This window comes from Paenibacillus psychroresistens, assembly GCF_009728935.1.
Lineage (GTDB): Bacteria > Bacillota > Bacilli > Paenibacillales > NBRC-103111 > Paenibacillus_AC > Paenibacillus_AC psychroresistens.
This window is the reverse complement of the sequence record NZ_CP034235.1, coordinates 934,785-951,039: the sequence shown is the minus strand read 5'-3', so window position 1 is coordinate 951,039 and position 16,255 is coordinate 934,785. Positions and strand designations below refer to the sequence as shown.

Annotated in this window: 16 protein-coding genes; 3 read left to right on the top strand and 13 right to left on the bottom strand. The window is 39.6% G+C overall.

Annotation, left to right across the window (positions count from 1 at the left end; translation table 11 throughout):
• Positions 1-67 precede the first annotated feature (67 nt).
• From EHS13_RS04405 to EHS13_RS04395, 3 genes are all read right to left on the bottom strand, one after another.
• Positions 68-796 (bottom strand): SWIM zinc finger family protein, encoded by a 729-nt coding sequence (locus EHS13_RS04405; RefSeq protein ID WP_155699203.1) that lies wholly within the window; start codon positions 794-796, stop codon positions 68-70.
• A gap of 25 nt (positions 797-821) precedes the next feature.
• Positions 822-3,398 carry a DEAD/DEAH box helicase gene (locus tag EHS13_RS04400; RefSeq protein ID WP_227013786.1) on the bottom strand — a complete coding sequence of 859 codons (2,577 nt, stop codon included), beginning with the start codon at positions 3,396-3,398 and terminating at the stop codon, positions 822-824.
• Between the two features lie 168 nt (positions 3,399-3,566).
• On the bottom strand, positions 3,567-4,106 hold the full coding sequence (locus EHS13_RS04395) for a hypothetical protein (protein WP_155699201.1): 540 nt from the start codon (positions 4,104-4,106) through the stop codon (positions 3,567-3,569).
• Positions 4,107-4,319: 213 nt separating this feature from the next.
• On the opposite strand from EHS13_RS04395, the gene EHS13_RS04390 reads away from it, so the two are divergent.
• Positions 4,320-4,886 carry a TetR/AcrR family transcriptional regulator gene (locus EHS13_RS04390; RefSeq protein WP_155699200.1) on the top strand — a complete coding sequence of 189 codons (567 nt, stop codon included), beginning with the start codon at positions 4,320-4,322 and terminating at the stop codon, positions 4,884-4,886.
• A gap of 15 nt (positions 4,887-4,901) precedes the next feature.
• Here the strand turns inward: EHS13_RS04390 and EHS13_RS04385 are convergent, their stop codons facing one another.
• Positions 4,902-5,516 (bottom strand): serine hydrolase domain-containing protein, encoded by a 615-nt coding sequence (locus EHS13_RS04385; protein ID WP_155699199.1) that lies wholly within the window; start codon positions 5,514-5,516, stop codon positions 4,902-4,904.
• Between the two features lie 151 nt (positions 5,517-5,667).
• On the opposite strand from EHS13_RS04385, the gene EHS13_RS04380 reads away from it, so the two are divergent.
• A complete protein-coding gene (locus EHS13_RS04380) occupies positions 5,668-7,746 on the top strand; it encodes a peptidoglycan D,D-transpeptidase FtsI family protein (RefSeq protein ID WP_155699198.1) in 2,079 nt (692 codons plus the stop codon).
• 4 nt (positions 7,747-7,750) lie between these two features.
• On the opposite strand, the gene EHS13_RS04375 is transcribed toward EHS13_RS04380, so the two are convergent.
• Both EHS13_RS04375 and EHS13_RS04370 read right to left on the bottom strand, forming a co-directional pair.
• Positions 7,751-7,942 (bottom strand): aspartyl-phosphate phosphatase Spo0E family protein, encoded by a 192-nt coding sequence (locus EHS13_RS04375; RefSeq protein WP_155699197.1) that lies wholly within the window; start codon positions 7,940-7,942, stop codon positions 7,751-7,753.
• 113 nt (positions 7,943-8,055) lie between these two features.
• Positions 8,056-8,250, bottom strand: coding sequence for a hypothetical protein (locus EHS13_RS04370; protein ID WP_155699196.1), 195 nt, complete (start codon positions 8,248-8,250; stop codon positions 8,056-8,058).
• Between the two features lie 251 nt (positions 8,251-8,501).
• On the opposite strand from EHS13_RS04370, the gene EHS13_RS36590 reads away from it, so the two are divergent.
• On the top strand, positions 8,502-8,930 hold the full coding sequence (locus tag EHS13_RS36590; RefSeq protein ID WP_227013785.1) for a hypothetical protein: 429 nt from the start codon (positions 8,502-8,504) through the stop codon (positions 8,928-8,930).
• Positions 8,931-9,106: 176 nt separating this feature from the next.
• On the opposite strand, the gene EHS13_RS04360 is transcribed toward EHS13_RS36590, so the two are convergent.
• The 7 genes from EHS13_RS04360 to EHS13_RS04330 all read right to left on the bottom strand — a co-directional run bounded on the left by EHS13_RS04360 (position 9,107) and on the right by EHS13_RS04330 (position 16,221).
• Positions 9,107-9,475 carry a LytR/AlgR family response regulator transcription factor gene (locus EHS13_RS04360; RefSeq protein ID WP_155699195.1) on the bottom strand — a complete coding sequence of 123 codons (369 nt, stop codon included), beginning with the start codon at positions 9,473-9,475 and terminating at the stop codon, positions 9,107-9,109.
• Between the two features lie 383 nt (positions 9,476-9,858).
• Positions 9,859-10,470, bottom strand: a complete 612-nt coding sequence (locus EHS13_RS04355; RefSeq protein WP_155699194.1) for a DUF2087 domain-containing protein — start codon at positions 10,468-10,470, stop codon at positions 9,859-9,861.
• 152 nt (positions 10,471-10,622) lie between these two features.
• A complete protein-coding gene (locus EHS13_RS04350) occupies positions 10,623-13,088 on the bottom strand; it encodes a leucine-rich repeat domain-containing protein (RefSeq protein WP_155699193.1) in 2,466 nt (821 codons plus the stop codon).
• Between the two features lie 58 nt (positions 13,089-13,146).
• Entirely contained in the window at positions 13,147-13,446 is a 300-nt protein-coding gene (locus EHS13_RS04345) for a hypothetical protein (RefSeq protein ID WP_155699192.1), read from the bottom strand.
• Positions 13,447-13,513: 67 nt separating this feature from the next.
• The gene (locus EHS13_RS04340) at positions 13,514-14,455 is read right to left on the bottom strand and encodes a hypothetical protein (protein ID WP_155699191.1); all 942 of its coding nucleotides are present in this window, start codon (positions 14,453-14,455) and stop codon (positions 13,514-13,516) included.
• On the bottom strand, positions 14,452-14,940 hold the full coding sequence (locus EHS13_RS04335; RefSeq protein ID WP_155699190.1) for an RNA polymerase sigma factor: 489 nt from the start codon (positions 14,938-14,940) through the stop codon (positions 14,452-14,454). Before EHS13_RS04335 ends, EHS13_RS04340 begins: the two co-directional genes overlap by 4 nt.
• A 141-nt stretch (positions 14,941-15,081) precedes the next feature.
• A complete protein-coding gene (locus EHS13_RS04330; protein WP_155699189.1) occupies positions 15,082-16,221 on the bottom strand; it encodes a toxic anion resistance protein in 1,140 nt (379 codons plus the stop codon).
• Positions 16,222-16,255 lie beyond the last annotated feature (34 nt).

Sequence of the window (16,255 nt, the reverse complement as noted above, 5' to 3'; positions counted from 1 at the left end):
CCCATATTATCGTAAATGAAAAAAATGAACAAATTTTTAAACCGCTAATAGATTAGCTGCCGCTTGCTCAATCCAAATCAATTCCAAACATATCGGAAACATCGGTATCTTCCATAACTCTGCGGCTTTTTGTTTTTGATTTCTCCAGCAATGCATTGGTTTGCTTCGTAATGGTTTCAGAGATTAAGGCCTCGACATTCACACCCCTCAGCTTGAAAAAGAGCGTCGGATCATCGTCCAAACGCACGCCAACTCCGTATAACACAGCAGCCAAATGCTTGCACATTTTCGCTCCATCTGGACAATTGCATTTAAGCGAGATTTCGCGTGGTGCTGGGAATAAGCCTTTGCCTTTTGCCGTAAAGAGCTCACTAAGCCCCTTCGGAAACTTACCTTCGATCAACTCCTGTAAGGAGTCTATTTTACCGGCACATTCCTTGGTTAACGTTTCCCAATTTTTCTGAGCAAGTGGAATAATTGCAATCGTTATTTGATAAGGCTTGGATCCGCTGCCCTGTACTTGTGCACGGACAGTACCCTCTTTTATTTGTAGATCGAGCACAGCTCCATTGCGGACGTAAGCTCGCCCTCTGCTAATTCGATTAGTATAATCGGCATAGCTCTCCAAATTTACATTCCAGGATTTCCCCCACCAGGTTCTGGTGAGACTTTTACCGGTAACTACTACTGGAGCAATATCTGGATTTTTCAGCCTTAACTTTTCAATGCTTTCCAGTGCCTGTTCTTTTCGCTCTGCCACTGAAACATATTTTGGAAAACCACCATAAAAAGACATTCGATTCCTCACCCTCCACTAAGTGCTAGGATAGTTTGAATAACCCCATAAGCTGCTTATTATCCATCTCTGTGATCCAGTTCTCCTGCAGCTCAGGTATGATTTCTTGCGATAATTTATTCTTATCTTCAATGATTAAGTCGATTTTCTCCTCAATGGTGCCTTTGGTAATAAATTTATGCACGATCACATTCTTCATTTGCCCAATTCGAAAGGCGCGATCCGTTGCCTGATTCTCCACCGCTGGATTCCACCATCTATCGAAGTGAATCACATGATTCGCCGAAGTAAGATTAAGCCCGACTCCACCGGCTTTTATCGAGAGTACCATAAATGGCACATACTCCTGCCCCTGAAATTTCGCGACAAGCTCCTGTCTCTTGTGAACGGCTGTCCCACCATGCAGAACCAATCCTTTATGCTGAAAGACCGTCTCGAGAAAGTCTTTTAACGGCTCCGTAATTTCTTTGAACTGGGTAAAAATAAGCACTCTTTCCCGCTTCTCATAGATCATTTCACATATTTCACGCAATCTTGCGTACTTGCCGCTCTCCTCTTCTGCATAAAAATGCTGCCCGAGGTATTGATCTGGGTGATTGCATATTTGTTTAAACTTCATTAACGAAGCGAGCACAAGCCCCTTGCGTTCGATGCCTTCGTCCGTTGATTCCAGCTTGTCCCTCAATTCATTAACAAGTTTATTATATAGGATGACTTGTTTTTTGGTAAGCGTTGCGTAGGATTTCATCTCAATTTTCTCTGGCAGATCCGATATAACGGATTTGTCAGTCTTCAGCCTTCGTAGAATAAATGGACTTACGACCTGTTTTAAACGGGTGTAACCATCTTGATTTTCCCTAAGCCTCTTAGTAAAGCTCGTGAACTCCTTGGCACTCCCCAACAAACCTTTATTCAAGAAATCAAACAACGACCAGAGATCGGACAATCGATTCTCAATCGGCGTACCTGTCATCGCTATTTTGTAAGCGGCTTTTACTTGCTTAACCAGCTTGGTTTGCTTCGAGCCTGGGTTCTTGATAGCCTGCGCCTCATCTAAGATCAAGCAATCCCATTGGTTTTGCACGAGCCAATCGTACTTCAAAAGCATCCCATAAGTCGTGATAAAAAGCTCATTCCCCTGCAAAATGCTGCTGTCTAGCTCGTTCAAATTTTTATTCTCAGAAGGATGTATGACATAAACGCGCAGCGATGGAGCAAACTTCTGAATCTCACCTAGCCAATTTCCAATTAGCGAAGCAGGCACAACCAGCAATGTTTTTTCATTCTTCTGGGAGCGAATATAGTTCAGAAGCGCAATCACTTGCACGGTTTTCCCAAGACCCATATCGTCCGCCAGACAAGCGCCTAGCCCAAGCGATTTCATGTAATGCAGCCAGCTTAAACCTCGCTCTTGATAAACCCGCAGACTAGCATGAAAATCCTCTCCACAATCAATTGCTTCTATTGTATCTGGATGAGTTAGACGTTCAATAACCGAATGGAGCCAATCTCCATTGGTTACCTCCAGTGCTAGATTCTCTTCAGGAATATTGAGAACCTCAGCGGCATTCAGTTGAAATCTTAACGCATCCACCATACTGAGCTCAGAGTTATTCATTAGCTTCTGTGCCTGCTCATAGGCTTTTAACGTTTCCTGTAAGCGGGCATGATTAACCTCAATCCACTTTCCTTTAATAAAGCTAAGCCCTTCTGCTTCCGATAATAACTTCCTGATTTCACTAGCTTGAATAGCCTCGCCAGCGAGGAACAATTCCGCATTAAAATCCACTAATGCAGCAAAATCCAGATGAGAAGGCGGTTTTTCTCCCACACTAACCGCTAGCTTAAATCCACTCGATCTCTGCTTCCACCATTTTGGAATCCGACAAAGAATCCCTGCTTCTTCATAAAGCGGAATCTCTTTAAGAAACGTAAACGCCTCATCAGCTGATAAACCGATCGGGTGAAAAATTTCGCCCGACTCCACAAGCTCCGCTATAAAGTCACTTCGCTCGGAAGCACGATTCACAGTGGACAGCAGCTCGAGCAGCTTTTTACTGTTCTTGCCATATTCCACCAAAGCATTCTTCAGCGGAAGATGCTTAGATTTGCCTTCCTGTGAAACTTCAGCGGCATAAGTAGCCATATAGGCAAAAGGAAACTCCTCTTTTTTACTCTCGACCAAATGGAAGAACACCCTGCCCACCAAATGGACGTTGGGGTTCATCGACGATAAGTATTGCTCCACAGTACCTTCATAATTGCGTATAATCGCCGAAAATGCATGCGTAAGCTTAGTCCAAACTTGTTTAATCCAATCCTCATTTAAGTGTTCAGCACCGAACAGATAAGGCACGCTGTCTAGAAGCTGTTGGCTTTCATCCGCCTCCAGCTCAACCTTTACATGATCTCGCATCAGCTCCAAGTCCGGACTCTCTGTTAGTTTTTTGATAAAAGCTGCTGCAATTTTCTTGAGGAATAGTAAAGAATCCGAGGTCGACAAAGCTCGCTCTGCAAACCCAAGAAACAAAAGCGTATCCCCGGCATTATCAACAAAGCGATTATATAGCTCCTCTTGAAAAATATATGTTGAATCATCCAATTTATCTGCAATATCCTGCCAGTCCAGCTCATAAGAACCCTCTGGCTGCAGGATGACAATCAGTTCTTTTTGATTAGTAATGATAATCTCCGCCTTATTAGGAAAATAGCCCTAGTCCCTTAGATTACTAGGGATTTCGGGCGTTAGTGTATAGTTAATAGTGATTGGTCAAATTCCTCCCGTGTCAGGCTGTGGACATCCTTGTGTGGGGCCTTCTTCAACATATACTGATCTTGTTGTAAAAAAATCTTCATTTCCTACTGTCAGCGTATAGGTATAAGTGTAGTTACCACCTTCAGCTGTATCTATAGCAGTTATTTCTTCACCACTACTATTCGTGATCTTTACAACAATACTGCTTTCTAAATAAAAAATACCTTTATAGGATGCTGTCGCTCCCAGATCCGAATAGAGAGCATTTCTCTGCAGCCTCATATAAGAATTTCCATTCAAAGTGATGACAGGTGGTGCAATAACGGAAGTGATATTATTCATCAAGAGTTCAATTCCATCTACCTCAGTAAATGGTAGATTGATTTGATTCCCTACTGCTAACATCCGATCCCCTATTGTATTCCATTCCTGACTACTCGTTTTGTTCTTTACTCGAATAATATTGCCAATATCAAAAGAAGAAGGAGTAGATGAGCTGTCGATTAATACAGGTCCTACTGGTAAAGTTCTATTTGCAGAATCTTTTAACCCCATATCATCATTAATCCCCCTAATTATTCATCATCTGAGCTATCTTTGAATTATCATATCATATATAAAAACCCAAGACTATAATCTTATAAGTGGCTTCAGCTTATATCACAGGCGCAAGTATAAATATAGACGTTGGATTCATGATCAAAGAATCGTGCTTTTATTGACTCTAAGGTTAGATGCTATATATACTTATTACAGGAGATGATACCAATGTCCAGACAAAAAGCCTTTGAAATCAACGAAGCAATTGATAAAGCCATTGATATTTTTTGGGATAAAGGCTTTGAAGGGACTTCTATGCAGGATATTGTGGAAGCGCTTGGTCTTAGCCGAAGCAGTATATATGAGACCTTTGGCAGCAAAAAGGAGTTGTTTCTTGTTGCTTTAGATAGATATGAAGATAAAGGCAGTATTACCGCAAAGGCCATTCTTTATAATAAAGAGGGAACTGCCAAAGACATATTACTCCGTTATTTTAATCAAATAATTGAGGATACTCAATTTCGCAGCTGCTTGATGATTAACTCTTCCTTGGAAATGACTCATCATCCGGATGTTAAAGCTAGAGTTCTATCCAGCATGACTGAAAGTGAAGAAGGCTTTTACCAGTTACTAATACGCGCTGAAGCTAATGGTGAGCTTAAAGGCAACCCTAATATAAGGTATTTGGCTCAACATCTGGTCAATGTTAGGAATGGGATTACGGTCTCAACATTATCATTCGATCGACAAGTACTAGACAATATTGTAAATATGTCATTGAGCTTTCTGGGATAACCTTACATATAGAAGCTAATGGACTATTGCTTTTTTCAATATATTTTCTTCTACATCTCCATAAGCTTTAGCCGAGGAGGTTGGTACTGCCTGAATAACGGAGACATAATTGTTAGCTGGTATAACATTGATTTCTTGCCCACCAGAACCACGACAGCCGTAGCCCTCTTGGAATAACCACCAAAGAAAGCCATAAGAATCGGTATTCTTCGAAGAACCAATCGCTACATTCTCATACATAGGCGTAACCGCTTGCTCTACAAATCCAGCAGAAATCAGCTGTTTTCCGTTATAAACTCCCTTTTCGAGAAAAAGCAGTCCTATTTTCGCAAGATCTCTTGCCGATAAGTTAGCATTCTCTTCACCATTCATATGTATATACGAAAAACCACATGGGCTTTGCGGCCATTCCCCACTTGTTATAGCTAACGGTTCATACAAATACTTTTGGACAAAATCATAGGCTGTACCCCCAAATGCTTTGCCAATTACTGCCGATAACAGCATGACATCCCATTCCTTATACTGAAAACTCATACCGGGAACACCATTCATATCAATATCTGCCAAATGAGCGGTCCAATCTTTAGTCCTCATCATTTGTGCCACCTTTGATTTCAATATATTCATTCATAGTTTCCTCCACTACTATCTATATTACAGCTATCGTCAAAGTTCGCTATTTTTTTTCATAAAATTTGATCTATCAATTTTAAAATGGTAGTCTTAAAATGTAATATATGGTAAAAATATTGAATAACAGAAAATTGGCGGTATACCTATGAAGCACCAACCGATAACCGAAGAACAGCAAAAAAAAGAATCGCAGAAACGGCGTCATTTCAATATTCGGATTAATGTCTTTTTTTTCTTTACGTTTCTTTTATTCTCGATTCTAATTGTACAGCTGGCGCGCTTGCAATTTGTCGATGGTAAAACTTTTTCTGCTGATGAAAAGAGAACAAGAAACAAAGACATTACGATAGCACCCATCCGTGGCAATATATACGATTTTAATGGAGCCCCTATCGCTTACACGATATCCTCACAATCTATTTTTTATAATATCCAGCAAACTAGTAAAGAGCGAGAAGAATATAATGATGAGCTTATTGCCCTTGCCAAGCAATTGGAACAGATTTTCCTAAAATATGGTGATAAGAAGGTTTCACAGCCGACAGCAAGTGCCATAATTAAATCCATGGATGTAGGAATCGATATTCAAGGCAATGAGATAAAACCAGACAGCGAAATTGGGATTATTTTTGTGCCGCGCCGGATTAAAACCAATTTAACTAAGAGTGAGATTGCCTTTATATCGGAGCATCGTGATGAATTAAAAGGTATTGAAATCTCGGAAGAAAGCACAAGATTCTACGATACAGATATTACGGATAAAACGAGTAACGACAAAGGCAGCTTTATTGCTCCCCAATTAATTGGCTATATGCGACCTTACAATACAGCAACTAGAAATTTAAGCTTCTATAAAGATATAGAAAAAGATAAACCAAAAAAATATTTAAACGAAGAATATGTCGGTTTTGACGGTTTAGAGCTACTCTATCAAGACGATCTTCGCGGCACCCCAGGCAGTAAAACCTATCCTGTTGACGCTTCTGCGCAAATCATCGGTCAGGTTAAGATAAAACCGCCAGAAAAAGGCCATAATCTGTGGCTAACTATTGATAAATCCGTTCAGGTTGCCGCACAAAAAGCAGTGGCTGCCCATCTTGAATTCTTGCAGCATAGTACCGATAAAAACTACTCCCTAGGTAACAAAGCCGTTGCTGGATATGCTGTGGCTATTGAGGTTGAAACTGGACGTGTAATGGCAATGGTAAGCATGCCCGATTATGATCCGAATCTGTGGATCGGCGGGATGACTCAAACCGAGTTTGATCAATTTCAATATAGTTATACTAATGGCACCATTCGCGAGCGCTATGCAAACCTTCCCAATCGTGCAAGCTCACTTGTTCCGCCAGGTTCAACTTTGAAGCCTTTGACGGTTCTAGTGGGTCTTAAGGAGAAGTTAATTACTCCTACTACAATCTATCCGGATTCAGGCACTTTTTATTATGGCAAAGATAACAATTCACATATTGGAAATTCTGACGGACATTCTTATGGATCATTAACACCAGCTAGAGCAATCGCCGTTTCCTCCAATACATTTATGGGATCACAAATTGGGGCTAAGCTCTACAACAAGTATGGCAACGCGGGAACTGTAAAAGCAATAGATGTCTGGGATACCTATATGAAAAGCTTTGGTCTCGGTATTCTAACTGGAAGCAACCTGCCTTATGAAAGTGAAGGCTTAAGAGAATACGTCGATAATAAAGATCAATCGGCTCAAGCTTCACTGGTTTTTGGAAGCTTTGGGCAAGCAGCAAGGTACACCACTCTGCAGCTTGCTCAATATACGATGATGCTTGCCAATCATGGCAAACGTTATCGACCACAGTTTATTGATACTATTAAAACCTATGATGGTCAAGTAATAAAAAAGATAGAACCCGAGCTCTTGGATGAGATCGTATTTCCAGATGAATATTGGAAGGTCCTAGCGGATGGCATGAGTAAGGTAAGCTATACTGGATTTGAAGACGTTCCAAATGTCGCCTTATATAAAGTGAATCGCAAGACTGGAACATCGGAGCAGAGCATCGCCGGAAAAGTGATCGATAATGCTGTATTCATCGCTTATGCACCAGCCGATCATCCAAAGCTTGCCGTAGCTATTGTTGTGCCAGAGGGTGGTTTTGGGAGATTAGGTGCAGGGCCTATTGCTAGACCCATTTTTGATGCCTATGACCAAGCCTTTGGTTTGGATGGTGTACCAAAAGGCAAATAAGAAATCAAGCGATTTGCAAATCGCTTGATTTCTTATTGTTGGTTATTAATCTATAGTAAGCCGTAATCAATTCATCTAATCTTCGGCTTAAATGTAATACACCCTCTTGGATAAAATCACCCGCCTTAATTGTATACTCAACGAGTTTAGATCTTAACCTTTCAATCTCCTGCAAAATGTTCGTGATCTCGTCCATGCTCCTACTCCTTTCTCTTATAAAGTGACAATAATTACTATTATAAGAGATAGAGTTTAAAAAATTTGTAGAATGCTGTCGTTCACAGAAATTTCATATCCATTATTAATTTTTTAACGAACTTTGAATACACAGTTTGCTCTTAAATATATAAAATCGTTGATTGTGACAGAAATATCCGTATAGGATTTGATGTAACCACTAATATCAATAATATGATCTTGAATCCAGACCGTTATCATTGTTTTATTATATAGGGCAGCATCTAAGTGAAGATCAGTTCCAAGCTCGAACCCTGATTTAAACATCCTTTATCACCTATTTAAGAGTTATATTTTCGCTAAATTTATTAAAATTTTATCATGAAATAATTTATTATTCTGTAACCTAGATCACAAAAATCAGATAATCTATAAAAATAAAATAAAAAATATCTATAAATATCTATAACAAGAATTAAAGCTCTAGCCAAAAGTAAATGGCTAAAAAACAGGATTTTGGAAAATTTTGTCGAACTTTCTAATTGCAATTACTAAACATACGAAGGGGTTCATACAAAGTGCAGCGTCCAACTACAAGAACTACAGTCAGACCAACTCCTGCACAAACTGCGGGAACGAGTAATCCCTTGAATTCTTCTGGACCTGTTAATACAGTAGTCTGCAGGAAATGTAAATCTACACAAATCGTAGCTAATAAAAGAGGCTACAACTTTGTTAACTTCTTTAAAACGTTAGGCTGGATGGCCTTACTTCCTTTAATATTGTTTCTATTAGTTGGGGTAGGCCTAACTCAATTGTTTCTTAATGGAAGTCCTGATGTAACTGAAGGTGCCGATAAACTGATAGCTGTTTTTGGAATTTTATGTTGGGCTTCAATAAGCCTCTCTTTACCTGTTGCGATATTGGTTGGCTTTGCCGGAAGAAGCAACATTATCAATGCTTGTATGAATTGTGGCTTTAAATGGGCACCTTCTAAGAAAAAATAAATCGTCATAGACTCCACAAATAAAGCCGCCCCGGGCTTGCTCTGGAGGCGACTTTATTTTTTTGCTAGCTAGATGATATGATTTTATTAAACTTTTGCTCAATATATTCCTTGTCTGGTGTTGGTATATTATCCTTATGTAAGTTAATGTAAATCGTAATTAGTCTATATATATGGCTACATAACTGAATGTCTATCTATCGCTTTCTTCACCGTTTTCTCCAATCTTTCCAGTGATACAGGCTTGACGATATAATCCAGGACATACATATCGAATGCATCCAGCGCATATTCTTTATACGAAGTCACAAAAACAATATGAAGATTAAGGCTGGTCTTTGCTATTCTTCTGGCAAACTGCATCCCACTCTCCTTTGGCATACTAATATCTAGAAAAACGATGTTTACAGTATGATTGTTTAAGAACAAAGCGGCGGAAGCTGTATCATGAAACAAACCCAAAATCTCGATATTGGGAATTTTAGAAAGTAAGGTTTTCATAATCAAGTGCATAGCTTTCTCATCATCAACGATTATAACCTTCATCTTGGCTCGAGCTCCTAATGTTCAAACTTACAGGCATTTATACCTGACTATAACTAGCTTTGGTTAATTTTTTTCATATTCTCAGCAGCTCTAAATTTAACGATTCTACTAATCAAACCTCCATGATTTCCCCCTTTTAAGTAGTACATAATGTTAACTTATTTCGCCAACAGATACGTAATGTCCTCCAGAAATGAAAACTAACTCTCGTTATTTCCTCAAAGGATATACGAGTTGAATTTCATTATCTGCAACAAACCCGTCATATAAAGCATGATTATGGTCTGCACCTACAAAACACAAGATTCTTTTTCCTGAGTGCTTCTTAATAGCGTTTCTTACTCGCTGAATCATGATAAGGTGTCTACATATACCTAGAATAGTCACGATAGAGTCTCCCATTTTGCCCACATTTCTTGTGGATTTAACTCATAAATTTGATTCTCTCTAAACATGAATTGGTGCATAATAAATTCCCTGCGAATGGTCGCAAAGTCTTCATGGAAATTTTTAATGAATTCATTGATTTCCTTCTCCGTATACTTCCGCCCCATATCCAGATTGGTCACTAGATGCTCCAACACAATTAGCTTTTTCTTAAGCTGTACCGGCAGATTCTTCAGTTTACCATTGGCTGTGATAAAGTTTTTAATGACCGTTTCCTTCATTTGCTTATAGTCCTCCTGTAAAATTTCTGTTTCTTTTAGAGCATTAACGTTAGCGTTTCGATAAATTAAATTTTCTGTTGCGGTAGCATTACTCTTGATGAAGTAATCGTTTAATGAAAAATAGATCGTATTCTTGTCCCTACGCTCGTTAATCAGGCTAGCTTCTCGAAGTTTAGTAGCATGATGAGTTATGGTTGCTGGTGTAACACTTAGCTTTTCCGCTAAATCCTGACCTTTAAGCTCTCCGTTAGCGAGCAATATTAATAGCTTTATTCTAGTAGGGTCTGCAAGAGCTTTATGATAACTGACTACCTTATCCAGCTGCATAGATATCATCTCACTTCTTATAATTTAATAAACATCTAATTTACCATTCATTAAATTAGATGTTATCCCAATAACTATAATTTGTCAAGTAACCAAATAGCCACAGCGGAGTGATATCTCCTCTGTGGCAATGGGCAACTCTCTTAAGTCAATTAATTGCTATGTCTAACAGTAAACCAGCTTCCAAGATCTAACACCTTATTTTCCCCATAATTATCGAAAAGTGATTTTTCAGAGCTGAATGTTTTATCATAGGTTACTATGCGCATATAGGGTCCTGATGATCTCATAACTGCTGTCGTGCCATCAGGATTAGTAAGTGACCCCCAATTGTCGCTATACATGTTTTTTAACGAAAGATCAATGCTATTGGCCTTAATGATCATAGGTTGATCGGACGAATTAGCTACTACTAGATTGCCGTATAAACTATTCACAGGCGGAACTGAATCAGGAGCAATCAGATAGATTGCACTATACGCCGGCAAGGTAAACTCACCTTCATTCTTCAATGCATATAAATTTGTGGTCCCCTCTACACCTAGATATTGCACCACTTCCTTTACATACATCGTAAACATGCTCCCACTGCCAAAAAAACCATTGTCCGATGATGGAGCTTCCATGCTAACAGTATTCTTATCTACTTTTGCAAGGTCATGAATTCTCTTTGCCATAACAACCGCTTGCTCAATACTTGCATTTTGTTTGGGTTCGAATGTATTCTCAGTCAAGCCCTTAACTATCTCAATAGAAGATAAGTAGTCAATTGCTTCCACTGCATAGGCGGAAAATTGTTTCTGATCCTGAAATATTTTCTTAGAACCATAGGGAATGGATACCTTAGCTTGATCCAAGACTCTTTTCAGCATTCCTGCAAGTTGCTCACGAGTAATTAGTGCATTAGGCGAGAATTGATTGGCCGATGTTCCATTAACAATACCCAGATGATAAGCCTTTACAATCTCTACGTTGTTCGTATCTGTAAACGGATTATCCGAGTAAGCTTCCGTTTTCAAGCCCGTTAATCCCTCATACAGCTTCACTGTAATCTCGCTGAACTTCTCTCGGGTAATCAATGAGGTAAAGCTCAAATCAACAACCGGGCTGCTAAGACCAATGCTTTGCGCATAACGTATATCCTCTTCCGCCCATTTTGATACATCCTTCATAGGAATATCAGCTGTCGGTGTATCTATAACAGTATCAGGCTGAATCTTAAAATGTATTGTCGTAGCAAGGCCATTCTTTCCTGTAACCACTAGCGTATAGTCGCCATACGCACTTATTTTTGTTCCACTGGCGTATGTCTTTCCGTTCAGCTTTGCCCTTATCGCATCTACGAATGTTATAACCTTTTCGGAGTTGTATACTCCATTCTCTTTTACTCCTTCTATTAGGTTCTCAGGTGCTTCAATCTTAAAGTTAATTGTCGTTTGATTGCCTGCAATATCTGTAACCACAAGGTTGTAATCGCCAAAAGCGCTGACCCTGATTCTATAATTCTTGCTGCCGTTAATCTGGTCTATCCAAAAATCATTACCCACTGGTTTACCATTTAATAAGGCTTCTCCCTCATTATGGATAATAACTACCTCATCCTTATATACACCACCTTGAATCGCACCCGTAATTATTGGTGGAGTCTTGTCAATTAAGAAATGAACGGTTTTCCCAATTCCAGTAACCTCGGAGAGACCCAATTCATAGGCGCCTTCTTCACTTATGACTGTGCCCGAGGTGATTGATTTACCGTTTAACGTGGCTTGACCCTTCTCGAAAACAATCGTAACATCCGTACTGTATCTGCCTCCCTCAATCACTCCTCCAACCAATGCTTGCAAAGAATCCTTATAGCTATCATCAATACTTAGTTCTTTTAGCTTCGCTAAGCTCTTAATAATGCTGACATCGCTGATTGGGTTTTTAATTATGGAAAGGCTCCGAAGCTCGGGAAACTCAGATAATACGGATATATCCGTGATTTGATTATTGGATAGTGCTAAGTTCTTCAGCAAAGACATACCCTTTAACGGACTAATATCATTAATTTTGTTATCCATCAGCCACAACGTTGTTATAGCATTCAAATTAGCTAGTGGGGCAATGTCGTTAATCTGGTTGCCGGCCAATAGCAAACTAACCATCTTCGTTAAGTTAGCCATTGGATTAAGATCAACAATTCTATTCCCATTAAGTGACACAGTCTTTAGGAGGCTCAATTGAGATAAAACCGATATATCTGTAATCTGATTGATCTCAAAAGATATATCTTCCAGCATCTTTAAATTGGCTAACGGTGTAATATCCGATATTTGATTGTCTGCAAAATATATGCCTCTCAAATTCGTCATCGGGGCAAGCACTTCAATACTCTTAATTTGATTCGAACTAAAATACAGAAAATCCAGACTCGTAGCATGAGATAATGGACTTAAATCGCTAATCTGATTATTGCTTAAATCTACACTTCTTAAATAAGGGATCGACGCTAGTGCGCTGATATCTTGAATATTATTTTCATCAGCGATGATAGTAACTATATTATTAAGATGCGCGATAGGACTCAGATCACTTATCTGATTATGACCCATCGAAAGTGCGGCTAAGGAACTCATCGTGGCAAGTGGACCGATATCACTAACCTTTGCTGCGCTAAAATCTAATAGCCGTATATTAGTTAAGTGGGCCCATTCCTGAGAGATTCGTTATTCCTAATCTCGTAAACTCTGTTATGCCAGATTCTTTCTTCAGCCCAAAGTTTGCCATCTCTCCGCGAGTAAGCTCACCGTCTCCATTTGAATCTAATCCCTTGCCTAACAGCGCTTTCTTCAAATTGGCATCTGGAATTTGAATGACTTCGTCATCACTCGCGTACACTTTAGCTGCATTAAAAACCGACACACCCGATACCAATAACATTACAGCTAGCAATACGGCAATAAATCTGCTTAATTTCACTCTCACTTTTTCCACACTTCCCCTTCTATCGACACAAAATGTAAATTTCTAAAATGAATCTCTTACTATTCGACAAGCGTAATTAAATCCCTTTTTTTGGATGTATACTGTTCCATAAAGCGGAAAATGCAGCAGGCTCTAGCTGAAAAAGGACGGATGTACTTGCATATTTTACATAATTGCCTTTAATCAACCACATTCGAACTTCCGTTTGATCCTTAAGCTTAATGAACAATACTTTTTGATTCTCGGCTCCATCATTATAGATACCCTCCTTATAAAGCTTAGCTTCATCAACTGGCTTAGCTTCATAAAGTGCGGTCATAAACGTATGGATAGCTTGATCTATGGGGTACGGATTAAACTCAGGCTTACTTTCACTCCAGCTATTATAATCCTGCCAGCTTACAGACTCCATGTTATCCTCTATTTGCGTTTTGCCTATTATATCCCTGCCTGTTGTGACCATAATTCCATTAAGATGCTCATAAAGCTCTGCATAAATCTTTCCGTCTTGCTCCCTGTAAGACATTATCCTGAAATCACTGTCATAACCCTTTACAGAAAAAATGTCCGTAACTCCAATAGACGAAGCTAAATCATCATAATCGGTCATCTCGCTCCACTCATCAATGCCTGCTTTCGTCTGACCAAGCTTTTCGCCAAGCAGCGACTTCGCGGCCTCGGGAGCTATAGAGGTGGTAGTTTGGGTATAAATATTGCCTTTATAAACAACAAGACCAACCATAGCAGCCATATCGTTAGATTTATCTGGTAATTTTATTTTGGGAATCGATATCGTATTTATTATAGGTGCTGAAGAATCCGTTGGAGGTTGATCAGCAATCTTTAGACTTACAATGCCTATAATTAGGACTGCCAATAAACTAGTTAGAATATATAGAACTGGTTTCATTCGAATCTGACTTGGTTTGTGGCTGAGCAACCCTTGAGCAAGTCGGTTCTCTAAACCTGCATCCGGCTCTATTTGATCTATAGCATTTTTATAATCATTACGATTCATTCTATTTCTCCTTCCAGCTCCAGCTTTAATTGTTGCCTTCCACGCTGCAAACGCATTTTTACTGCGGATTCGCTTATTTGCAATATCTCGGCAATTTGACTGACAGTATAATCCTCATAATAGTAAAGATGAATAACCACTTTGTACTTAAAAGGCAATGCCATTACGTTATCGATAAGTATCCGTTCAGAAGGGTCTTTAAAATAGACATCCATACCTGCCAGCTTTACAACACGTCTACGCCATAAATTTCTTAACATGCTTTTACAATGATTTGTAACGACTCTAATCAACCAGGCCTTCTCATGCTCCTGATCGTTAAAACCTGGTGATTTATACAACAGCTTCATAAAAGTTTCCTGCAAAGCTTCTTCAGCATCTTCTTTATTACCTAGATGAATTATTGCGATTCTATACAGCATGCTGCCATACAATTGAAACGTTTCTGGAAAATCATCGCCCGGCCGAAGCGAATTACTTGCCATTGTAAATTGCCCCCTTTACTTATTAACACGATTATGTAAGTATATTGGTCACATTTGGTTAAAAAAATAAAGCTCAAGCCACTGCTGGCTCAAGCTTGAATAATCTAATATACATAATGCCGGTTGCTGCTGAAAGAGTAATTACAAACCTAGCTTATGGCCTTTTTCCAGACGCTGAATCTGCTTCTCTCCACCATCAGCCAATTCGCGGAATTGATTGATCGTTTCACGCATTTTGGGCAGGGCTTCCTGCTTGTAGGTACTGATTGAATCCAGAGCGGATAACACGTCAGTGAAAGCTGTCTTCAAAGTCTCTACCGAGATACTGGATTCAAGCGACTGCTTATGGATCTCAGCCCCTTGATTCTTCAGCATTCTGGAAGTGCTGGCAATCAGTTCGTTGGTAGTTTGATTCAATAGCTCGATCTTCTTTAAGACAATCTTCTGGTTGTAGAGCGCACTAGCAACAGTAACGGAAATCTTCAACGCCGAGATCGTCACATTCTTAGCTCTGTCTACCCCGCGAATTAGTTCTTTATTATTACGAATTACCACTTCGATTGCCATAATCCCCTGTTGGTTGACTACAAGCATTTGCTGCAGGTCCATAACCCGCTGACGCAATGGGAATAACACTTCCTCCGTGATAAAACGCACCTTATCGGGGTCTTCATTACGGACTTTTGCCATTTCGATCTGCGCCTCGATTGACTCATCCATTAAGACTCCCAGTTGAATTTCCTTCTGCAGTCTCTTGGTCAAATCCCGGAGGTTTTGTTGCTCGATCTCCAGTGTAGTGTTATCGTTCTTGAGGATTGATTTCCCTTTATCTAAGGAAACAACTATATCCGCAATCATCGTATCTGCTTTCTGATACTTCAAAAAGTACCTACGCAGTGGGTTGAACAGCTTGCCGAGAAATCCACTTTTAGCAAAATCTATGGCACTCGGGTCTAGATCCTTCAGTTGAATATGTAGTTCAGTCAAACCTTTAGCTACCTGACCGCCTTCGTCCCCTGTTTTCGAGAGATTGCCTACGGAAACCTGAAGTAAAGAATTCTTATCCGAGGATGATTTCATTGTATTAAGACCAAAAGTATCAATGGATTGCAGGATTTCTTTCCGCTTCTCAAGAGATTCAATATCTAAAGCCATGATCATGGCAACATTGGAATCCGCTGTCTCTTTAAGCTTGGCAATCTCCTCAGGTACAGGTTTAACCTCCGCTTCTATCGCTAGCTTGATCTCTTCCGGACTTGCTACTTCCATCGAAAATGACATTGCAATCCTCCTCGTAAGCATATTTTTGAATAAA

Excerpts from the sequence above, each read along its gene's own strand:
- EHS13_RS04355 (WP_155699194.1), bottom strand. The coding sequence starts at position 10,470 with ATGCAGCTGGATAAGGTAGTCAGTTATCATAAAGCTCTTGCAGACCCT.
- EHS13_RS04330 (WP_155699189.1), bottom strand. The coding sequence starts at position 16,221 with ATGTCATTTTCGATGGAAGTAGCAAGTCCGGAAGAGATCAAGCTAGCG.
- EHS13_RS04390 (WP_155699200.1), top strand. The coding sequence starts at position 4,320 with ATGTCCAGACAAAAAGCCTTTGAAATCAACGAAGCAATTGATAAAGCC.
- EHS13_RS04335 (WP_155699190.1), bottom strand. The coding sequence starts at position 14,940 with ATGGCAAGTAATTCGCTTCGGCCGGGCGATGATTTTCCAGAAACGTTT.
- EHS13_RS04395 (WP_155699201.1), bottom strand. The coding sequence starts at position 4,106 with ATGGGGTTAAAAGATTCTGCAAATAGAACTTTACCAGTAGGACCTGTA.
- EHS13_RS04340 (WP_155699191.1), bottom strand. The coding sequence starts at position 14,455 with ATGAATCGTAATGATTATAAAAATGCTATAGATCAAATAGAGCCGGAT.
- EHS13_RS04385 (WP_155699199.1), bottom strand. The coding sequence starts at position 5,516 with ATGAATATATTGAAATCAAAGGTGGCACAAATGATGAGGACTAAAGAT.
- EHS13_RS04370 (WP_155699196.1), bottom strand. The coding sequence starts at position 8,250 with ATGTTTAAATCAGGGTTCGAGCTTGGAACTGATCTTCACTTAGATGCT.
- EHS13_RS04375 (WP_155699197.1), bottom strand. The coding sequence starts at position 7,942 with ATGGACGAGATCACGAACATTTTGCAGGAGATTGAAAGGTTAAGATCT.
- EHS13_RS04380 (WP_155699198.1), top strand. The coding sequence starts at position 5,668 with ATGAAGCACCAACCGATAACCGAAGAACAGCAAAAAAAAGAATCGCAG.
- EHS13_RS04360 (WP_155699195.1), bottom strand. The coding sequence starts at position 9,475 with ATGAAGGTTATAATCGTTGATGATGAGAAAGCTATGCACTTGATTATG.
- EHS13_RS04350 (WP_155699193.1), bottom strand. The coding sequence starts at position 13,088 with ATGAGTTCCTTAGCCGCACTTTCGATGGGTCATAATCAGATAAGTGAT.
- EHS13_RS04405 (WP_155699203.1), bottom strand. The coding sequence starts at position 796 with ATGTCTTTTTATGGTGGTTTTCCAAAATATGTTTCAGTGGCAGAGCGA.